Genomic DNA, 18356 nt, shown 5'->3' with positions numbered 1-18356 from the left:
AGGGGCGTTGACCGAGTTCAGGGGAACCGAACAAACCTTTCGCCGGAACGGGTTACCCCAGCCGCTTCCTGAGAACGTCGGCGTCAGCGTGTCCGAGACGCTCGAAGATTCGCAGAGCACGGTTCCAGGCGGCCGCCGCGCCGACGGGGTCACCGGTGGCGTCATGTACTTCGCCGAGGCTCGCAAGCGTCTTCGCGGCGTCGTAATCGTCGCCCAAGTCTTCGAGGATCGCGACGGCCTGCGTGTACGCCGAGATGGCCTCGCCGTGACGGCCGAGGCCGGACAACGCCGTTCCCATGGCCTCCAACGCCGTGGCCTCGCCGTCTCGGTCGACGTCCCGGTAAAGATCCCGGCAGGCGTTCCCCGCTTCCAGTGCTCCTTCGTGATCTCCGAGCTTCGTCTTGATGTGAGCGAGCGAGCTCCACGCGTGCGCCTCGCCCGCGACGTTTCCGAGGAGTCGCTGCAGATCCCTCGCCCGCTCCGCGTTCGCGAGTGCCTCCGGATAGCGGCCGAGCAAGTCAAAAGCCCAGCTGAGACTTCGATAGGCGAAGGCTTTCCCCGCCTTGTCACCGAGTTCATCGAACAGCATCAGAGCTCGCTCGAAATGCTGGACGGAATCTGCGTGTTTTCCACTCAAGGCGAGCGCATTGCCCAAATAGCGGCGGCAATGGGACTGGCCGACCAGATCGCCTGCCTGCTCTGCGGCGTGCAAACCGGTTTCCTGCGCCGAGATGTACTCGTCCAGATATCCCTTGCGGTTGAAAAAGGTGGTCAGCGTCCAGGGAATCTGCCAAGCGTGCGTATGCCACCCGTGGACAGCGGCGTACACGGCAACGTCCAGTAGCGCGGGATGCTCCGCCTCGAACCAGCACAGGGCATCCCGATAGTCGACGAAGGATCGAGCAGCACTGTCTGCGGTCGCGGTGGGTAGACTGATCTGCGGCCGATGAGGATTCATCTGCAGCCCCGCCGAACAGGCCGTGTGCAGGTAGTGGTCCAGGAGCCGCCGGATAGCGGCCTCGTCCTCATCGGCTTCGACGAGTTCGGCAGCGTAGGCGCGCAGCAGGTCATGCATGCGGTACCGTCCCTTACCTGCGCTCTCGATGAGATGCGCCTGCAGCAGGCGTTGCAGCAGCCGCTTCGCCTCCGGGTGGCTCAACCCGGTCAGAGCGGCCGCGGCCGCAAAACCGAACTCGGTGCCCGGATGCAGTCCGAGCAGGCGGAACACCCTTGCGACGTTCACCTCGAGATGCCGGTAGGACCAGGAGAACACCGCCCGCACCGCTGTCCGCGGATCCTCTCCCGCCTTCAACTGCTCGAGCCGCACCCCCTCTTCGATCTGCTCAGCCAGGGACGTGTCCGGTTGCGAAACCACCCTTTCGGCAGCGATGCGCAGAGCAAGCGGCAACCGGGCGCAGAGACTCACCAGTTTCTCCGCGCTGTCGGGCTCCTCGTCCACCTGCGGCCCGATCAAGGCGCGCAGCAGGTCGATCGATTCCGTCGCCGATAGCAGACCGAGGCCGACACTCTCAGCGCCGTCGCGCACCACGAGGCCGGAGAGGGCATCACGGGTGGTCGCCAAGACAAAGGAGCCGCCCTCCCCCGGGAGCAGGGGCCGGATCTGCTCCTCGGTGCGCGCGTTGTCGAGCACGATCAAGACCCGCCGCCCTGCCACCCGGGTGCGAAACATCGCCGAACGATCCTCCAGTCCGTCCGGCATGTCGGTCGCGGCGACCCCGAGCGCCCGCAGGAAGCCGGCGAGCGCTTCATCCGCCGCCAGCATTTCCTCGGGGCCGTATCCGCGGAGGTTCGCATACAGCTGGCCGTCGGGAAAGCGGTCCTTCACCGCATGCGCCCACTGGAGGGCCAGCTCCGTCTTGCCCGCGCCCGCCGTTCCGTTGATCACCGCGACGACGACGGTGCCACGCGGCGCGGCTTGGACCATCCCGGTCAGCCGGTCCAATTCCCCGGAACGGCCAACAAAGCGGCGGGTGGCCGACGGCAACTGACGTGGTACGTCGCGGAGCCGCCCTTCGTGATCCGAGTCGGTCAAGGCTGCTCCGCGAGTGCACAGGGACTAGTTCCGGCTCTTATACTCCCGCAAAAGGCCACGCGAGATGATGGTCTTCTGGATCTCGCTGGTGCCCTCGCCGATGAGCAGGAACGGGGCCTCGCGCATCAGGCGCTCGATCTCGTACTCCTTGGAGTAGCCGTAGCCGCCGTGGATGCGGAACGAGTCCTGGGTGACCTCGGCGCAGTACTCGCTCGCGATCAGCTTGGCCATCCCGGCCTCGACGTCGTTGCGCTCGCCGGAGTCCTTGAGGCGGGCGGCGTTGACCATCATCAGGTGCGCGGCCTCGACCTTGGTGGCCATCTCGGCGAGTTTGAACGCCACCGCCTGGTGCTCGGCGATCGCCTTGCCGAAGGTCTTGCGCTGCTGGGCGTATTCCACCGCGAGCTCGAACGCGCGGATCGCGATGCCGCAGGCGCGCGCGGCGACGTTGACGCGGCCGACCTCGACACCGTCCATCATGTACGCGAAGCCCTTGCCCGGCGCTTCGCCGAGAATCTTGTCGGCCCCGATCTTGAAGCCGTCGAAAACGGCCTCGGTGGTGTCGACTCCCTTGTAGCCCATCTTGTCGATCTTGCCGGGGATGGTGAGGCCGGGAGCGACCTCGCCGAAGCCTTCGGGCTTCTCGACCAGGAACGTGGTCAGGTTCTGATGGGCCTTCTCGGCGCCCTCGTCGGTCTTGACGAGCAGTGCGATCAGGTTGGAGCTGCCACCGTTGGTCAGCCACATCTTCGAGCCGTCGATGACGTAACCGTCGTCGGTCTTGCGGGCGCGGGTCTTGATCGCGGCGACGTCGGAGCCGAGATCCGGCTCGGACATCGAGAACGAGCCGCGGACCTCCCCGGTCGCCATGCGGGGCAGGAAGTGCTGCTTCTGCTCCGGCGTCCCGTGGCGGGAGATCATGTGCGCCACGATGAAGTGCGTGTTGATGACGCCGGAAACGCTCATCCAGCCGCGCGCGATCTCTTCGACCACGAGCGCGTAGGTCAGCAGTGATTCGCCGAGGCCGCCGTACTCCTCCGGGATGGTGAGCCCGAACAGGCCCATCTCCTTCATCCCCTCGACGATGTCGGTGGGATAGGTGTCGGAGTGCTCGAGTTCCTGCGCGCGCGGGATGACCTCCTTGTCCACGAACTGGCGGACCGTGGCCAGGATTTCGGACTGCACGTCGGTCAAGCCGGCGGTCTGGGCGAGGCGAGCCATCGCTGCTCCCTAAATTCGCGCGCACCGGGCTCCCGGCGCTGGGTTACCGGTGAGTATGACGCCTGTCCGGGGACCTCGCTATGAGCGCAGTCACGCGTACGCCATCCGTGACCATGGCACTACAGTGACAGGCCGATCACAGTCCGAGGGGGACGAAGATGACTCAGCAGCCCTTTGGTGGGTTCCCACCGCAACAGCAGTACGGCTTTCCGAACCAGCCTCCGGCGCAGAGCAAGGACTCCGGTCTGGCCATCGCCGCCTTGATCTTTTCACTCTTCGGGCTGATCGGACTGGTGTCCGTGATCCCGGGGATCGTCCTGGGCCACGTCGCCTTCGCGAAGGCCAGGCGTGGCGAAGCGGGCGGCAAGGGGATGGCGCTGGCCGCTTTCATCGTCGGCTATCTGATGATCATCCTGTACGCCATCGCGATCCCGGTCGTCTTGAGCATCGCCGCGAAACACGGGGCTTTCCGCTAGCGATACCGTCCTGAGCCGACGAGGGGACCCCGCATGACGAATCCGCACGACCCGTATGGGCAACAGCAGCAGCCTTCCGGGCAGTTCCAGCAGCCGTACGGCCTCCAGCCGTACCAGCCTTCGCAGCAGTTCTACGTCCAGCAGACCTACGTGCGGCCGCCGGACCAGGGCATGGCCGTGGCGTCGCTGGTGTGCTCGCTGATCGGGCTGATCATGTGCTTCCCGGCGATCCTGGGGATCATCTTCGGGCACATCGCGCTCTCGAAGGCCAAACGCGGCGAAGCGGGCGGCAAGGGCATGGCGCAGGCCGGGATGATCATCGGCTACGTCGTCACCGGGCTGTGGCTGATCCCGGTCGTCCTGTGGTTCGTTTTCGTGGTGTTCGCGATCGGTGCCGCGGGCGTCTCGTGACCCGTGCCCGGATACGGTGGGGTCCCGCACGAACCAGGGGGCCAACCGGATGAGCAGCAGTTCCGACCCGCAGGACACGCCGTCGACGTCGTCCTACACCGACTCGAACACTTACTCGGATCCGACGTCCGCGTCGGAAACGGTGTCGAACCCGTCGCCCGCGGACCCGCAGCGGTTCGAGCCGCCCGCGCCGTTCACGCCGCCTCCGCCGTTCGAGCCGCCCGCGCCGTTCGGAGCGCCCGCCGTTTCCGATCCCGCGCCTGCTGCTCCTGGTGATGCCACCGAGTCTCAGCCGTTCGGGCAGGCCATCGACCCGCTGACCGCCGAGCCCGTTCCGCCTGCCTTCGCGACTCCGGACGCGACGGCTCTTCCCGCCTACCCGGCCGCGCCTCAGCCGATGGCGTACCCGCCGCAGCCATACGTCCAGCCGTACAACCCGTACGCGGGAACGGCGGCGCCGCGTTCGCAGGACAACGGGATGGCGATCGCCGGACTGGTGTGCTCGCTCGTCGGGATCTGCTCGTGCGTGACGGTGATCGTCGGGCTGATCCTGGGGCACATCGGGCTGGCGAAGGCGAACCGCGGCGAAGCGGGCGGGCGCGGTATGGCGCTCGCGGCGGTGATCATCGGCTACGTCGTGCTGGCGCTGTACGTCGGGTTCTTCGGGACGTTGATCATCTTGGGTGTCAACGGCGAGCTGGATTAGCGGGTCTCGTGAGTGGTAAAAGCGGTTCTAACCGTCCTTACCACTCACGAGTCCTGGTCAGCAGAGGTCGGCTGTGGTCGCCGCGTTCTCGAGCGAATGCAGGGAAACGTACCGCTGCCGCTGCACGAAGGCCGAGCCTCGACCAGTGCCGCCATGCGGCAGCGCCGCACGCAACTGCCGGTGACCAGGATGTCCCGGGCCGGTCAGTAAGAAGACCTGATAACGACCGTCTGCCCAAGTCGAGTCGGACGCTTGAATGACCTTGGCGATCTTACGGTCGAACCGATCATCCGAGACACTGAGCCGTGCCGCTTCTTCCGGGGACCACTCGACATTGTCCCGGCGGTGAAGCACAGCGGGAACATCGAGCTTCACCTCGCGGTCCGCGTAGAACGCGACACGCTCGATCGGCCGAAACGCCCGCCCGGACTGGCACACATAAGCGGCACAGCTCTCATACAGCGGCCAAGCATGCTTCGCGGCCACGACGACAGTGTCATCGATCGTGACCGGTCGTTGCGCGTAGACGGTCATCAATCCGCTGCATCGCTTCAGCCACCGCGCGGCGTCCGCGTCAATGTACGCGGCCAGGTCGAAGATCTGGCGAAGTTCGAACGGGATGTCGACGTTGATCGTCGAGTCGTGGTGCGCGAGCCGGTTCCGGAACTTACGGACTCGCTCGACCGCGACGGCGACCTGCTTACGCTTCCCCGACGAGTTCGGAAAGGCGCGATGAAGGCAGTCTCGCCAGAGCTCCTCGTACTTCGGACCGAGCAGCCCAGACCAGAAGCCGAAGCTCAAACCGGCGATGATCTGATGCCGAGTTTCTTTCCGCTGGGGGCGGAGCCGCTCCCGCACTGTGGCAACGGCCGCCGCGACGTGCTCTCCTCCCGGAGTCGGCAGCAAGAACCATGGAATGCCGCACTGCTCCTCGCGGAAGTGCTCCCGAAGGCACCGATCCAGAGAGTTACGAAGCAGCACCTCAAGGTGCCCGACGACCTCGAAAGCGGCCGAGGATGTTCGTGCACTCCACTCGTACAGTCGCAGAGCAGCAACCTTGTCTCCCGAGGCCCCTTCGAGGTAGGGAGCCATCCGGGGTTCGGACAGCAGGTTCCAGACCACGGACTCTTCGGTCTCGACAGATGGCACCCGAGAATGCTACCGTCAGTAGCGAACGCCCCAGTGTCGCCTCTGATACAAGCGCCTGGGGCTTCTTCATGTCTCAGGCGCGCGGAGCCGCGTCGTCCGGTTCGCGAGGCGAGGGCGCCACTTGACCGTTGTCCTCCGGCGTTTCCTTCTTCGGGGTGTTCGCGTCGAGGAAGCGCAGCAGTTCCACCGGGAACGGCAGGACCAGCGTCGAGTTCTTCTCCGCCGAGACCTGCACGACGGTCTCCAGCAGCCGCAGCTGCATCGCCGCCGGGGTGTCGGCCATGGTCGCGGCCGCCTGCGAAAGCTTGTACGACGCCTGCAGTTCACCATCGGCCGAGATGACCCGCGCGCGCCGTTCTCGTTCGGCTTCGGCCTGGCGTGACATCGAGCGTTTCATCGATTCCGGCAGCGCGACGTCCTTGATCTCGACCCGGTCGATGTGGATTCCCCAGTCCAGCGCCGGGTTGTCGATCATCAGCTCCAGGCCCTCGTTGAGCCGTTCGCGGTTGGACAGCAGGTCGTCCAGCTCGCTCTTGCCGATGATGGACCGCAGCGACGTCTGCGCGACCTGGCCGACGGCCGAGCGGTAGTCCTGCACGTTCACCGCGGCCAGTACCGGGTCGACCACCTTGAAGTACACGACCGCGTCGACCCGCACGCTGACGTTGTCGCGGGTGATGCCGTCCTGCGCGGGGATCGGCATCGTGATGATCTGCATGTTGACCTTCTGCAGCCTGTCCGCGAACGGGATCAGCAACGCGAGACCGGGCTCCCGGATCGTCGCGCGCACCCGGCCGAACCGGTAGACGAGGCCGCGTTCGTACTGTTTCACCACGCGAAGGCTCGTCGCGAGCCAAGCACCGCCCGCGACGGCGATCGTACTGAGAATCTCCACCACCATGACTGCTCCCGGGGTTGTGTTCTCCCTGTTGACGGTACGCCCGGCGGGTCACGGGGGAAACACGGTGGACAGGCCTGCCAAGGTGGGTTCGTGACCGGTTTCAAGATCCCGCCCAAGTTCCTCGACCGCGCCGCCGGCCTCGGCCCCGGAGCCGCCGAATGGCTCGACTCCCTCCCGTTCCTCGCCGAGAAGTACACGGCCAAGTGGAATCTCGAACTCGACGGCGAGGCCATGCACGGCTTCGTCGGCGTCGCCCAGCCCGTGCGCCGCGCGGACGGCTCCCCCTCGATCCTCAAGCTCGGCTGGCCGCACGAGGAATCCGACGACGAACCCCTGGCACTGTCCACTTGGGCCGGTCAGGGCGCGGTCCTGATGTACGACAACGTTCCTGAGGACGGCGTGCTGCTTCTGGAGCGCCTCGACGCCACCCGGTCGCTCGAAACGGAGCCGATCCAGGAGGCCGTCGAGACCATCGGCGCGATGGCGCGACGGCTGGCCGTCCCCGCTCCCGAAGCGCTGCAGCGGTCCCTTCGCGAGGAGGCCGCGGAGCTGGTCGCCGAACTCCCGGAGTCCTGGAGCAAGCTGGGCGAACCCTTCGACCGGAAGTACATCGACGCGGCGGTCGAGATCTGCGCGGACCTCGGTCCCACGGCCGGCGAGCTGATGGTGAACGAGGATCTGCACTTCGAGAACGTCCTGGCGGGTGAGCGCGAACCCTGGCTGGTGATCGACCCGAAGCCGCTTTCGGGTGACCTCGAGTTCGGTGCGATCTCGATCCTCTGGAACCGTGCGGACGAGTCCACAATGGACGACAAGATCGCGTGGTTCACCAAGGCGGCCGGAGTGGACGCCGAGCGCACGCGCGCGTGGACTCTCGTCCGTGCCGTGGAGAACTGGATCTGGCTCCACGAAGACCTCGCCGAGGGCGCCACGCCCGAATCCATCGCCGAAGACCCGGCCTACGCCGCCGTCCCCGGAATCGCCGCCTGGGCATTGCGGTGATCACACGAATCGTCTCCCGGCCCGGGAGCCGATAACCTTCGGGCATGGCCGCCTTGAACAGGGTATTCGCAGCTCAGCTGGCCGGTTTGCCGGTTTTCGGACCCGATGGTGAATCGATCGGCAAGGTGCGGGACCTGGTGGCGGGTCTCCGGCTCGACCAGCAGCCGCCGCGGATCCTGGGCATCGTCGTCGAGCTGACGACGAGGCGCCGGGTGTTCGTGCCGATGTTGCGCGTGACCTCGATCGAGCCGACCGCCATCACGCTCGCCACCGGTTCGGTCAACATGCGGCGGTTCCACCAGCGGCCCAACGAGGTGCTGGTGGTCGGGCAGCTGTTCGACGCGTACGCCACGCTCGCGGGCTCGGACACCCGGGTCACGGTCGTCGACGCCGCCATGGAGCCGACGCGGACCCGGGACTGGGTGCTCGCGAAACTCGCGATCCGCGAGCGGTCGAGCAGGCTCGGCCTCGGCAGGCGCCGCGCGCCGATGCAGGTGCTGCCGTGGTCGGAGGTGTCCGGCCTCGGGCTCACCGACCTGACCGGCCAGACCCAGGGCGCGGCGCAGCTGCTGATGCTGTTCGACACCATGCGCGCGGCGGACGTGGCCGCCACCGTGCGGGACCTGCCGCTGAAACGGCGGCACGAGGTCGCCGACGCGATGGACGACGAGCACCTCGCCGACCTCCTCGAGGAGCTCCCCGACGACGACCAGAAGGAACTGCTGTCCTACCTCGCCGAGGAACGGGCCGCCGACATCCTCGAGACGATGAACCCCGACGACGCCGCCGACCTGCTGGCCGAACTGGCGCCCGCCGAGCAGAGCCGCTTCCTGGAGCTGATGGAACCCGAGGAGTCGGCGCCGGTGAAGCGGCTGCTGAAGTACTCCTCCGACACCGCGGGCGGGCTGATGACGCCCGAGCCGGTGGTGCTGACGCCGGACGCCACCGTCGCGGAGGCGCTCGCGCACATCCGCAACGCCGACCTCCCGGTGGCGCTGGCGAGCATGGTGTTCGTCTGCCGTCCGCCGACGGAAACGCCGACCGGGCGTTTCGTCGGCGTCGTGCACTTCCAGCGTCTGCTGCGCGAACCGCCCGCGGAGATGGTGGCGAGCGCCGTCGACAGCCAGCTGCCCGCGCTGCGGCCGAACGCCACCTTGTCCGAGGTCACCCGCTACTTCGCCGCCTATAACCTCACCTGCGGGCCGGTGGTGGACGCCGAGGACCATCTACTGGGCGCGGTCACCGTCGACGACGTCCTCGACCACCTGCTCCCGGAGGACTGGCGCGAGACCGGGCTGCACGACATCACCGGCGATATCACTGTCGACACAGAGGAGGCCGAACGTGCCTGAGCTGACGTCCGGGCGGCGGCTGGACCAGCCCCGCGGCCAAGGCCGGTTCAGGCTGAACATGGATCCGGACACCTTCGGCAAGCTCACCGAACGGGTCGCGCGGTTCCTCGGCACCGGCAAGTACCTGTTCTGGCAGACCCTGACCGTCATCGTCTGGATCGTGCTGAACCTGGTGGCGGTCTCCCTGCAGTGGGACCCGTACCCGTTCATCCTGCTGAATCTGGCGTTCTCGACGCAGGCCGCGTACGCCGCTCCGCTCATCTTGCTGGCGCAGAACCGGCAGGACGACCGCGACCGCGTCTCGCTGGAGGAAGACCGGAATCGGGCCGAGCAGACCAAGGCGGACACCGAATACCTCGCCAGGGAGCTCGCGTCACTGCGGATCGCGGTCGGCGAGGTCGCCACGCGCGACTTCCTGCGGAGCGAGCTCGACCGCCTCCGGGAGGATCTTGATGCCAAGCCGCGCAAGGGCAAACCCGACCGTGCCGCTACCGGTACGTAACATGGAGGCGTGACCAGTACGCAGCAACTCCCCAGCGTCGACGATGTCCGCACCGCGCTGAAGGCCGTGTACGACCCGGAGATCAAGAAACCGATCACCGACCTCGGCATGGTCAAGGGCGTGGAGGTGGGTTCGGACGGTGTGGTCACCGTCGGGATCTACCTGACGGTCGCCGGTTGCCCGTTGAAGGCGACGCTGACCAAGGACACCACCGATGCCGTCGCGAAGCTCCCTGGCGTCAGCGACGTCAAGGTCGAGCTCGACGTCATGAACGACGAGCAACGTACGGAACTGCGAAAATCGTTGCGCGGTGACGCCACCGAACCGGTGATCCCGTTCGCGCAGCCGGGTTCGCTGACGCGGGTCTACTGCGTCGCGTCCGGCAAGGGCGGCGTCGGCAAGTCCTCGGTGACGGTGAACCTCGCGGCCGCGATGGCCGAGCGCGGGCTCTCCGTCGGCGTGGTCGACGCGGACATCTACGGCCACTCGGTGCCGCGGATGCTCGGCACGCACGAAAAGCCGACCAAGGTCGACACCATGATCATGCCGCCGCAGGCGCACGGCGTGAAGGTCATCTCGATCGGCATGTTCACCCCGGGCAACCAGCCCGTCGTGTGGCGCGGGCCGATGCTGCACCGCGCGCTGCAGCAGTTCCTCGCCGACGTCTTCTGGGGCGACCTCGACATCCTGCTGCTGGACCTGCCGCCGGGCACCGGCGACATCGCGATCTCGGTGGCGCAGCTCATCCCGAACGCGGAGATCCTGGTCGTCACCACCCCGCAGCAGGCGGCCGCCGAGGTGGCCGAGCGCGCGGGCGCGATCGCGCTGCAGACGCGGCAGCGGATCGCCGGGGTCATCGAGAACATGTCGTGGCTCGAAACGCCCGACGGCGAGCGGATGGAGATCTTCGGCTCCGGCGGCGGGCAGTCCGTGGCCGACTCGCTGTCGAAGTCGGTCGGCTCGACCGTGCCGCTGCTCGGGCAGATCCCGATGGACCCGCACGTGGTCACCCTCGGCGACGCGGGCACGCCGATCGTGCTGGCGGAGCCGGACGCGCCGGCGTCGCTCGTGCTCAAGGAGGCGGCGAAGAAGCTGACCGTCCGGGCGCGCGGGCTGGCCGGGATGATGCTGAACGTGACTCCCGCGGGGCGCTGATCTCGGGTCCGTCCCCCGCTGACGCAATGAAGGGGACTTTCATTGCAAATTTTGCAATGAAAGTCCCCTTCATAGCATTCGGAGTACCACGCAACTAGAGGACTGGTTGCGGTACTTGCGCGTGCAAGGACCGCAACTAGAGGACTAAACGCGGGAGGGGTCAGGTGGCGTCGGGGTCGACCGGAGGGCGCTCGCCCGGCTTCAGCGGCTCGGGCTGCGCGGCGGTCGCGGGGTAGCCGTTGGGCTTCGAAGCGCCGTTCGTGGCACCGTTGGCGCCATTGGTGCCGTTGACGTCCTTGAGCCCCAGCGGATCCGAGTCACCGTCGAACAAATGCTGGGTGACGACCCGCTTCGGGTCGAAGTTCCGCAGGCCTCGCAGGTCCTCCAGCGGCTTGCGCAGCTGATCGAACTCCGGGCCCATCTCCTCACGCAGTTGCGTCTTGGCCCCGGTCGCGAACTCGCGGACCTTGCGGACGCTCTTCGCTATCCACGCCGCCGCTTCAGGGAGCCGCTCCGGACCGAGAATGAACAGACCCGCGACGATGATGATGAGGATCTCGCCCCAGCCGACACTTTCGAACACCCGTGTGAACCTCCGCCTCGGCGTCTTCCCCGTTCAGGGTACCCGTCCGAACTTGCTAGTCCGAGGCCAGTTTCACGTCCACGACGAGTGAAGACCCATCTCGGACAAGGCGGACAGGGACCATCTCGCCGACTTCGCGCGCGCGGACCGCGACGAGCAACTCCGCCGAGTCGCGCACGAGCCGTCCGCCGACCTCGGTGATCACGTCGCCTTCCTTGATCCCGGCCGACGCGGCCGGGCCGCCGGGGGCGACATTGCGCACCTGCGCGCCCATGGTGCTGGAGCCCGCGACGGTCGACGAAGCGTTGATGCCGATGTCGGGGTGGACGACTTTTCCGTCCTTGATCAGTGTTTTCGCGATTTTCACCGCGTAGTCGCTCGGGATGGCGAAGCCGATGCCGATGCTGCCGCCCTCGGCGCTGGACGAGCGGATCGCCGAGTTGATCCCGACCAGCGCGCCGGTCGCGTCGACGAGCGCGCCGCCCGAGTTGCCGTGGTTGATCGCGGCGTCGGTCTGGATGGCTTCGTAGATCACCGGGGCGCTGCCGCCGTCGCCGCCCGCGGTCACCGGGCGGTTGAGCGCGCTCACGATGCCGGCGGTGACCGAGTTCTGCAGTGCCAGCGGCGAACCGACGGCGATCACCGAATCGCCGACGGCGAGGTCCGCGGACTTCCCGACCTGCAGTGCGGTCAGGTTCTTGACGTCGACCTTGACCACCGCCAGGTCGGTTTTGGCGTCGGCGCCGACGACCTTCGCCTCGACGCGCCTGCCGTCGAAGAACACGGCGGTGACCTTGGTGGCCGTGTCGGCCGTCGCGGCGGAGATCACGTGCTCGTTCGTGAGCACGTAGCCCTGGGTGTCGATGACGACGCCGGAGCCCTGCTGGCCGGAGTCGGCGCCGGGTTTGAACACCTCGAGCGAGACCACGGCGGGCGCCACCCGGTGGGCGATGTCCGCGATCGAGCCCGCCGGGCGCTCCTTGGCCGCGTCGGCCTCGGAAATGCTGGCCTGCCCTGTCAGCTCGGTGCCGGTGTCGGCGAACCACCAGCCGATCAGCCCGCCCGCGGCACCGATGACCAGCGCGACGCCGACGAGGATCGCCAGCGCCTTCGTCTGCACGCGACGCCCGAAGAGGACCTCCGGAAGGCTCAGCAGCGCACCTTGCGGGCGCTTCGCGTCCTTCTCGGCTTCCGACTCCTGCTGCACGGCGGGCCCGGCGAGCACCGCGCCGGAGGAGGGGTCGCGCCACGGGTCCGACGTCGTGGTCCAGAGCGGGCTTTCCGCGCCGTTCGTGGAAGCTTCGGAGCCGTTGCTCCCGTGCGGCCGCTCCAGCACGACGCCCTCGGCGCCCGGCGGGCGGCGGAAGGCTTCGGCGAGCGATTCCGGCGTCGGCGGCGCCAGGTTCATCCCCGGCGCGGCCTGCCCGTTCGTCCCGGGCTGGTACAGCTTGTCGAAGGCGCCGTCGACGCCACGCGGCCTGCCGAACGTGGCCGCCTGCGCCGGATCGACGGCGGGCCTGGCCAGCGGGCGCGGTGCCAGCCGATCCCCCGCCGGGTCACCAGGCTGCTGCGGATTCGCGTTCGGCTGCTCGGTCATCATTCCCCGGGGCTGAGATCAGGTTGGCCGGACGCGAGAGTACGCCAGGCCTTGCCCTGGATTCTGCCGTGACCACGGTGAAGTGCGCGTTGATTCCCCGGATCGGCCAGAAATGTGACACTTGAAGCAACCATGTCTCACGTCTGGCAGTCTAACCGGCATGTCGGAAAATCACGGGGGACAGTTCCCACCTCACCAGCAGTGGTCCCAGCAACAGCAGCAGTGGCCCCAGCAGCAGGGCTGGCCGCAGCAACCGCCCAAGAAGAAGGGCTTGTCCACCAAGCTGAAAGTGCTGCTGCTCGTCGGCGCGCTCGTCGTGGTCGGCGGCGGGATCGGCCTGATCTTCGTGCTGAAGGCGGCCGTCGGGCCGGAGAAACAGGCGAAAGGCCTGACCGAGGGCGACTGCGTCGTGCTGACCGGCTCCGGCAAGGAGGCGGACGCCGCCAAGACGTCGTGTGATTCCCCGCAGGCGCCCTACGCGGTGAGCCTCACCGGCGTCGCCAAGGGCGACTGGAACTGCAAGGACGGTTTTTACCAGTACACCGTCCCCCGGCCGGGTCGCGGCGACGGCGTCGCCCTGTGCCTGGCGATCAACGCCAAGGTCGGGCTGTGCTTCGACGACATCGAGAGCAAGACCCCGCCGCCGCTGAAGGACTGCGGCTCGGCGCGGCTGAGGATCAGCGAGGTCTTCCCGCAGATGAGCGTGGTGAACAGTCCGTGCGCCGAAGGCACGGCGGAGGTCATCTCCTACGCCAGCTACGGGACTTCGAACTTCAAGAGCGCGACGATCTGCTTCGTCAAGCCCTGACGAAGCGGATCAGCGGGCCGAGATGGGCACGGGCAGGCTCGACGTGCTCGGGCTCGGCGCGGGGCTGTGCGACGGTTCCGGCTTGGTGCCGCCGCCCAGCTGCGCGGGCAGCAGACCGGCGTTGACACCCTGCGGGGGTACGAACGCGGGACTCGGCTGGTCTTCGACGCCCTCACCCGAGGTCGCGACCAGGGCCAGGGCGCTCAGCACCAGACCCGAAACGACGACGCCGGCGCCCTGCGCGTACTTCCGCCGTGCGAGGCCGAACTTTCCACCACCGAGGACATTCGGGGACTGGCCCAGTGGCGCCGATGAGCCCAACGGGGCTGTCCCGCCCAGCACTCCGGTGTCACGAAGTCCGGCGACCCTGTCGGGCCGCTGGATGGCCACCAGCTGACCGTCGGCCGTCATCGCCAGGTTGTCCGGCGCGCCGGGAAGTTCGGTGTTCTGCGGGATGGAGCACAGGCTGGCCAGGAAACCCGCCGACATCGACGGGGCTCCCGCCTGCTTCACGGCGGTGACGGCCTGGCGCTGCGCGGTGACCTCGGCCGCACACGACGGGCAGCGGGCGATATGCGCCGATGCCCTGTCCTGGGCGCCGAGGGTCAGCTCGCCGTCCACGAAGGCGACGATGGCGTCCGGAAGCAGATGCGACTCGGGGAGTCCCCAGCCTCGCGGTGCGGTCATACCCCCACCCTCGCAGACTCCTGCGCCGCGGCGCGACGACGCTCCAAAGAAGCGCGGAGCGCCTGGCGGCCACGGTGGATCCGGCTGCGCACGGTGCCGAGCTTGACACCGAGAGTGGCGCCGATCTCCTCGTACGAGAGGCCTTCGACGTCACACAGCACGACCGCGGCACGGAACTCGGGCGGCAGCTCGTCGAGCGCGGCCTGCAGGTCCGGGTCGAGATGGGTGTCCGAGTAGACCTGCTCCGGGCTCGGGTCGTCACCGACGATGCGGTCGGTGTCCTCGGGGAGGCCTTCCATCCGCACGCGTGAGCGGCGGCGGGCCATGTCGAGGAAGAGGTTCGTGGTGATGCGGTGCAGCCAGCCTTCGAACGTGCCGGGCTTGTAGGACGCGAGGGAACGGAAGACCCGGATGAAGGTCTCCTGCGTCAGGTCCTCGGCGTCGTGGGCGTTACCGGTCAGTCGGTACGCCAGCCGGTAGACGCGGTCGGCGTGTTCACGCACGACCTCGTCCCACGAGGGTGGCGTCCATGCGGTCTCGTCCACGGTCACCGGCGTGACCTGGTCCGCGTGCTGGTCCTGCATCGTCTCCTGCATCGGGGAAGTAGGCACCTCCATCAGCGTCTTCTCCCAACTACTCCACCCAACGCGGGCGATGTGCACGGTGTTCCCGTTGTCGAGACCCAGTCTGTCCGGCCTGCTTATGTTTCTAGTGAGACAGGACTGAGAAGAGGCTGAGAAGTCGGTACCAGGGAGTCTTCGCTGTTTTGTCCACAGGCAGCGCTAACCTCCGCGTGTGAATTCCGGGACGCATGCGGGCTCGCCAGCCGAGGCCGCCGACGCCGACCTCGTCGACGGGTACCTCCCCGACGACGAGGTACTGGCCACCGCGCGGGCGCGGTCGGCCGATCTGGGGTGCGGTCCGCTGAGCGCGGGCGCGGGCGCGACGCTGCGTTTTCTCGCCACGACACTGCGCGCGAAAGCCGTCGTCGAGGTCGGGACCGGGGCGGGCGTGAGCGGGTTGTGCCTGCTCAGGGGCATGGTCGACGACGGGATCCTCACCTCGATCGACATCGAGCCGGAGTACCACCGGGCGGCCAGGTCCGCGTTCCGGGAGGCCGGCTACCCGCCGGGACGGACCCGGCTGATCATGGGCCGCGCGCTCGACGTCCTCCCCCGGCTCACCCCCGGCGGCTACGACCTGGTGTTCGTCGATTCGGCGCCGATCGAGTACCCGAGTTGCTACGAGAAGGCTGTCGCGCTGCTCCGGCCCGGCGGGATACTGGCGTTCCACAACGTCTCCGGCGCCCGAGTGACGGATCCCTCACGGCGCGATCCGGACACGCTGGCACTGCGCGAGGTCGCGCGGGCCTTCCGGGAGGACGAGCGACTGGTCCCGGCGCTGCTGCCGGTGGGCGGCGGGCTGCTGGTCGCCGCGATCGCGTAGCAAGGGACTCGCGCAGTCATCTGAAGGACGCTTTCACCGCGTCGGACGCGGCGAAGGGCGCTTTCACCACGTGCGATGCGGGGAAAGTCCCCTTCAGCACGGCGACCGCCGCGATGGCGAGCCAGGCGGCGGTGAGCACGATCAGCCAAGTCCAGCCCGCGTGCCCGTAGACGGTCGCGCCGACGGCGCCGCCGATGCTGCTGCCGAGGTAGTACGAGAGCGTGTAGAGCCCGCCGACCTGGCCTCGGGCGTTCTCAGGCGCCTCCGCGGCGGCCCAGCCGTTGGCGACCGCGTGCGCGGCGAAGAACGCGCCGGTCAGCACCACGAAACCGAGGATGACCAGCGACAGCGAGTCGGACAGCGTCAGCGCGGCGCCCGCGATCGTGAGCAGCAGCGCGCCCGCGAGCGACCGGCGGCGCCCGAACCGGCCGACGAGCCTGCCCGCGGTCGCCGACGAGACCGAGCCCATCGCGTAGGCGAGGAAGACGAGCGACGCGATCGCGGGCGAGAGGTTCAGCGGCTCGCCGGTCAGGCGGAATCCGGCGGCGTTGTACAGCGCGACGAACGAGCCCATCGCCAGCAGCGCGACCGCGTACTGGACCAGCAGGACCGGCTTCCGGACGGCCGCTCCGAGCCCGGCCAGCACTGCCCTGCCCTGCTCGCGCAGCCGCTCTGACCTGCGACGATCGTCGGAAGTGATAGCAAAGGTCCCTTGCTCCCCCGGTGGCAGGGCCAGCACCGTGACCACCGCGCAGACCAGCCCGATCCCGGCGACGACGAGCAGCGCGCCGTGGTAGCCGAACGGACCGGCGGTGAACCCGGCCGCGAGCCTGCCGACCATGCCGCCGACGGTGTTCCCGGCGATCATCGCGCCCACCGCGGCCGCGAGCCCGGCCTTGCCGAGCCGTTCCGCGAGGTAGGCCGCGGCCACTCCGGGGAACCCCGCGATGGCGATCCCCTGCAGTGCCCGCAGCACCAGCAGCGCCGGGTAGCTGGGCGCCAGCGGCAGCAGGAAACCGAACACGACCGACGCGACCACCGAGGCGATGATCACCGGACGCCGTCCCACCACCTCGGAGAGCGCCGCGATCGGCAGGACGGCGATCGCGAGCGCGCCGGTCGCGACGCTCACCGCGAGCGACGCGCCGCCAGGGTCGAGGTGGTACTGCTCGGCCAACTGCGGCAGCACCGGCTGTGGCGCGTAGAGAAGGGCGAACGAGGAGATCCCGGCCGCGGCGACGGCGATCGTGACCCGGCGGGTGGTTCCGGTGGCAGGCACGATCTTGAAGCTAAGCCGGGCTAATCAATACGTCCAATACGCTCATCTGTCACAATCGATACCGTGCTGAATGAAAGGATGACCGCCCAGCTAGCCCCCCAGCTCGCGCTGCTCACCGCACTTCGCCGCACGACGAACGTCACACGCGCGGCCGAACTGCTCGGCGTCCCGCAGCCCACGGTAAGCCGCCGGATCTCGGCGCTCGGCGAGGCGCTCGGCGCCCCGCTGACGGTCCCCGACGGCCGCGGCATCCGGCTCACCCGGGCCGCCGAACTGCTGGCCGACGCCGCCGAACGGGCCCTCGCCGCCGTCGACGCCGGAGTCCGCCAAGCCCGCGAAGAGGTCGACCCGGGATCCGGGCACATCGTCCTCGGCTTCCTGCACCTGCTCGGCCGTTCGCTGGTCCCCACTCTGCTCCGCGGCTACCGCGCGGACCATCCCCACGTGCGCTTCACGCTGGTCCAAGGCTCACGTCAGGACATGGTCGACAGGCTGACCAGCGGCGAACTCGACCTCGCGCTGCTCGCGCCCGCCCCGGTCGACGACCCGCTTCTCGACACCGCCGTGCTCGCCGAGCAGGAGATCTTCCTCTCCGTCCCGACGTCACACCGCCTCGCCGAGCGCCCCAGCGCGGCCATCGAAGATCTCAAGGACGAGGAGTTCGTCCTCCTCGAGACCGGCTACGGCCTCCGCACCATCACAGACGACCTGTGCGCCGAAGCGGGCTTCGAGCCGAAGATCGCCTTCGAGGGCCAGGAGTCCGACACCGTCCGAGGACTGGTCGCGGCCGGGCTCGGGGTGGCGCTGCTCCCCCGGTTCGAACCCGGCAGCCCGGCGGGCGTCGCCGAAGTCCCGCTGGTGCCGCCGGTCGGGCGGACCATCGGGCTGGCGTGGCGGAAGGACGTCGTCCTGACTCCCGCGGTCATGCGGTTCCGGGAGCGGGTCCGCGCTCAGCAGTGGTGACGATCGTCAGGGGCGGCCTTTGACGGTGGTGCAAGGCGGTGCCGATGTCGTTTTCGCTAACTTAG

The 18356-nt window shown here is 68.3% G+C and carries 19 protein-coding genes; 10 read left to right on the top strand and 9 right to left on the bottom strand.

Going from position 1 to position 18356, the window contains the following annotated elements:
• Positions 1–52 precede the first annotated feature (52 nt).
• Together BKN51_RS39955 and BKN51_RS39950 are read right to left on the bottom strand one after the other, a co-directional pair.
• Positions 53–2053: an ATP-binding protein gene (locus tag BKN51_RS39955; protein WP_146044313.1), complete on the bottom strand. Its 2001-nt coding sequence runs from the start codon at positions 2051–2053 to the stop codon at positions 53–55.
• A 24-nt stretch (positions 2054–2077) separates the two neighbouring features.
• Positions 2078–3274, bottom strand: a complete 1197-nt coding sequence (locus BKN51_RS39950) for an acyl-CoA dehydrogenase family protein (RefSeq protein WP_101612490.1) — start codon at positions 3272–3274, stop codon at positions 2078–2080.
• Positions 3275–3432: 158 nt separating this feature from the next.
• On the opposite strand from BKN51_RS39950, the gene BKN51_RS39945 reads away from it, so the two are divergent.
• The 3 genes from BKN51_RS39945 to BKN51_RS39935 are packed head-to-tail and all read left to right on the top strand — an operon-like array spanning position 3433 to position 4867.
• Entirely contained in the window at positions 3433–3750 is a 318-nt protein-coding gene (locus tag BKN51_RS39945) for a DUF4190 domain-containing protein (protein WP_101612489.1), read from the top strand.
• Between the two features lie 33 nt (positions 3751–3783).
• A complete protein-coding gene (locus BKN51_RS39940) occupies positions 3784–4161 on the top strand; it encodes a DUF4190 domain-containing protein (RefSeq protein WP_101612488.1) in 378 nt (125 codons plus the stop codon).
• A gap of 49 nt (positions 4162–4210) precedes the next feature.
• Positions 4211–4867 carry a DUF4190 domain-containing protein gene (locus tag BKN51_RS39935; RefSeq protein WP_101612487.1) on the top strand — a complete coding sequence of 219 codons (657 nt, stop codon included), beginning with the start codon at positions 4211–4213 and terminating at the stop codon, positions 4865–4867.
• A gap of 57 nt (positions 4868–4924) precedes the next feature.
• Here BKN51_RS39935 and BKN51_RS39930 read toward each other — a convergent pair whose 3' ends face one another.
• Together BKN51_RS39930 and BKN51_RS39925 are read right to left on the bottom strand one after the other, a co-directional pair.
• Positions 4925–6016, bottom strand: a complete 1092-nt coding sequence (locus tag BKN51_RS39930) for a hypothetical protein (RefSeq protein WP_233223101.1) — start codon at positions 6014–6016, stop codon at positions 4925–4927.
• 73 nt (positions 6017–6089) lie between these two features.
• Entirely contained in the window at positions 6090–6917 is an 828-nt protein-coding gene (locus BKN51_RS39925) for a slipin family protein (RefSeq protein ID WP_101612485.1), read from the bottom strand.
• 90 nt (positions 6918–7007) lie between these two features.
• Here BKN51_RS39925 and BKN51_RS39920 point away from each other — a divergent pair, with 90 nt between their 5' ends.
• From BKN51_RS39920 to BKN51_RS39905, 4 genes are read left to right on the top strand one after another with little or no spacing between them, the layout of a single operon-like run.
• Positions 7008–7919, top strand: coding sequence for an aminoglycoside phosphotransferase family protein (locus BKN51_RS39920; RefSeq protein ID WP_101612484.1), 912 nt, complete (start codon positions 7008–7010; stop codon positions 7917–7919).
• 44 nt (positions 7920–7963) lie between these two features.
• On the top strand, positions 7964–9271 hold the full coding sequence (locus BKN51_RS39915) for a magnesium transporter MgtE N-terminal domain-containing protein (RefSeq protein ID WP_101612483.1): 1308 nt from the start codon (positions 7964–7966) through the stop codon (positions 9269–9271).
• On the top strand, positions 9264–9773 hold the full coding sequence (locus BKN51_RS39910) for a DUF1003 domain-containing protein (protein WP_101612482.1): 510 nt from the start codon (positions 9264–9266) through the stop codon (positions 9771–9773). The genes BKN51_RS39915 and BKN51_RS39910 overlap by 8 nt, the downstream gene beginning before the upstream one ends.
• A 9-nt stretch (positions 9774–9782) precedes the next feature.
• Positions 9783–10928, top strand: coding sequence for an Mrp/NBP35 family ATP-binding protein (locus BKN51_RS39905; RefSeq protein WP_101612481.1), 1146 nt, complete (start codon positions 9783–9785; stop codon positions 10926–10928).
• A 160-nt stretch (positions 10929–11088) separates the two neighbouring features.
• On the opposite strand, the gene tatB is transcribed toward BKN51_RS39905, so the two are convergent.
• Positions 11089–11511: a Sec-independent protein translocase protein TatB gene (tatB, locus tag BKN51_RS39900; protein ID WP_101612480.1), complete on the bottom strand. Its 423-nt coding sequence runs from the start codon at positions 11509–11511 to the stop codon at positions 11089–11091.
• A 55-nt stretch (positions 11512–11566) separates the two neighbouring features.
• Positions 11567–13108, bottom strand: coding sequence for a S1C family serine protease (locus BKN51_RS39895; protein ID WP_101613744.1), 1542 nt, complete (start codon positions 13106–13108; stop codon positions 11567–11569).
• A 160-nt stretch (positions 13109–13268) separates the two neighbouring features.
• Between BKN51_RS39895 and BKN51_RS39890 the strand changes: the two genes are divergently transcribed.
• Positions 13269–13916: an LppU/SCO3897 family protein gene (locus tag BKN51_RS39890; RefSeq protein ID WP_101612479.1), complete on the top strand. Its 648-nt coding sequence runs from the start codon at positions 13269–13271 to the stop codon at positions 13914–13916.
• Between the two features lie 9 nt (positions 13917–13925).
• Here BKN51_RS39890 and BKN51_RS39885 read toward each other — a convergent pair whose 3' ends face one another.
• Positions 13926–14603 (bottom strand): anti-sigma factor family protein, encoded by a 678-nt coding sequence (locus BKN51_RS39885; RefSeq protein WP_101612478.1) that lies wholly within the window; start codon positions 14601–14603, stop codon positions 13926–13928.
• Positions 14600–15220, bottom strand: a complete 621-nt coding sequence (gene sigE / locus BKN51_RS39880) for an RNA polymerase sigma factor SigE (RefSeq protein ID WP_101612477.1) — start codon at positions 15218–15220, stop codon at positions 14600–14602. Before sigE ends, BKN51_RS39885 begins: the two co-directional genes overlap by 4 nt.
• A gap of 178 nt (positions 15221–15398) precedes the next feature.
• On the opposite strand from sigE, the gene BKN51_RS39875 reads away from it, so the two are divergent.
• Positions 15399–16049, top strand: a complete 651-nt coding sequence (locus tag BKN51_RS39875; RefSeq protein WP_076163290.1) for an O-methyltransferase — start codon at positions 15399–15401, stop codon at positions 16047–16049.
• A 16-nt stretch (positions 16050–16065) separates the two neighbouring features.
• Here the strand turns inward: BKN51_RS39875 and BKN51_RS39870 are convergent, their stop codons facing one another.
• Positions 16066–17328: an MFS transporter gene (locus BKN51_RS39870; RefSeq protein WP_101612476.1), complete on the bottom strand. Its 1263-nt coding sequence runs from the start codon at positions 17326–17328 to the stop codon at positions 16066–16068.
• Between the two features lie 78 nt (positions 17329–17406).
• Here BKN51_RS39870 and BKN51_RS39865 point away from each other — a divergent pair, with 78 nt between their 5' ends.
• Positions 17407–18291 (top strand): LysR family transcriptional regulator, encoded by an 885-nt coding sequence (locus tag BKN51_RS39865; protein ID WP_174720512.1) that lies wholly within the window; start codon positions 17407–17409, stop codon positions 18289–18291.
• Positions 18292–18356 lie beyond the last annotated feature (65 nt).

The sequence above is a fragment of the Amycolatopsis sp. BJA-103 genome, assembly GCF_002849735.1.
Lineage (GTDB): Bacteria > Actinomycetota > Actinomycetes > Mycobacteriales > Pseudonocardiaceae > Amycolatopsis.
Note: the sequence above shows the minus strand (reverse complement) of the source record. Positions and strands in the feature narration are given on the sequence as shown.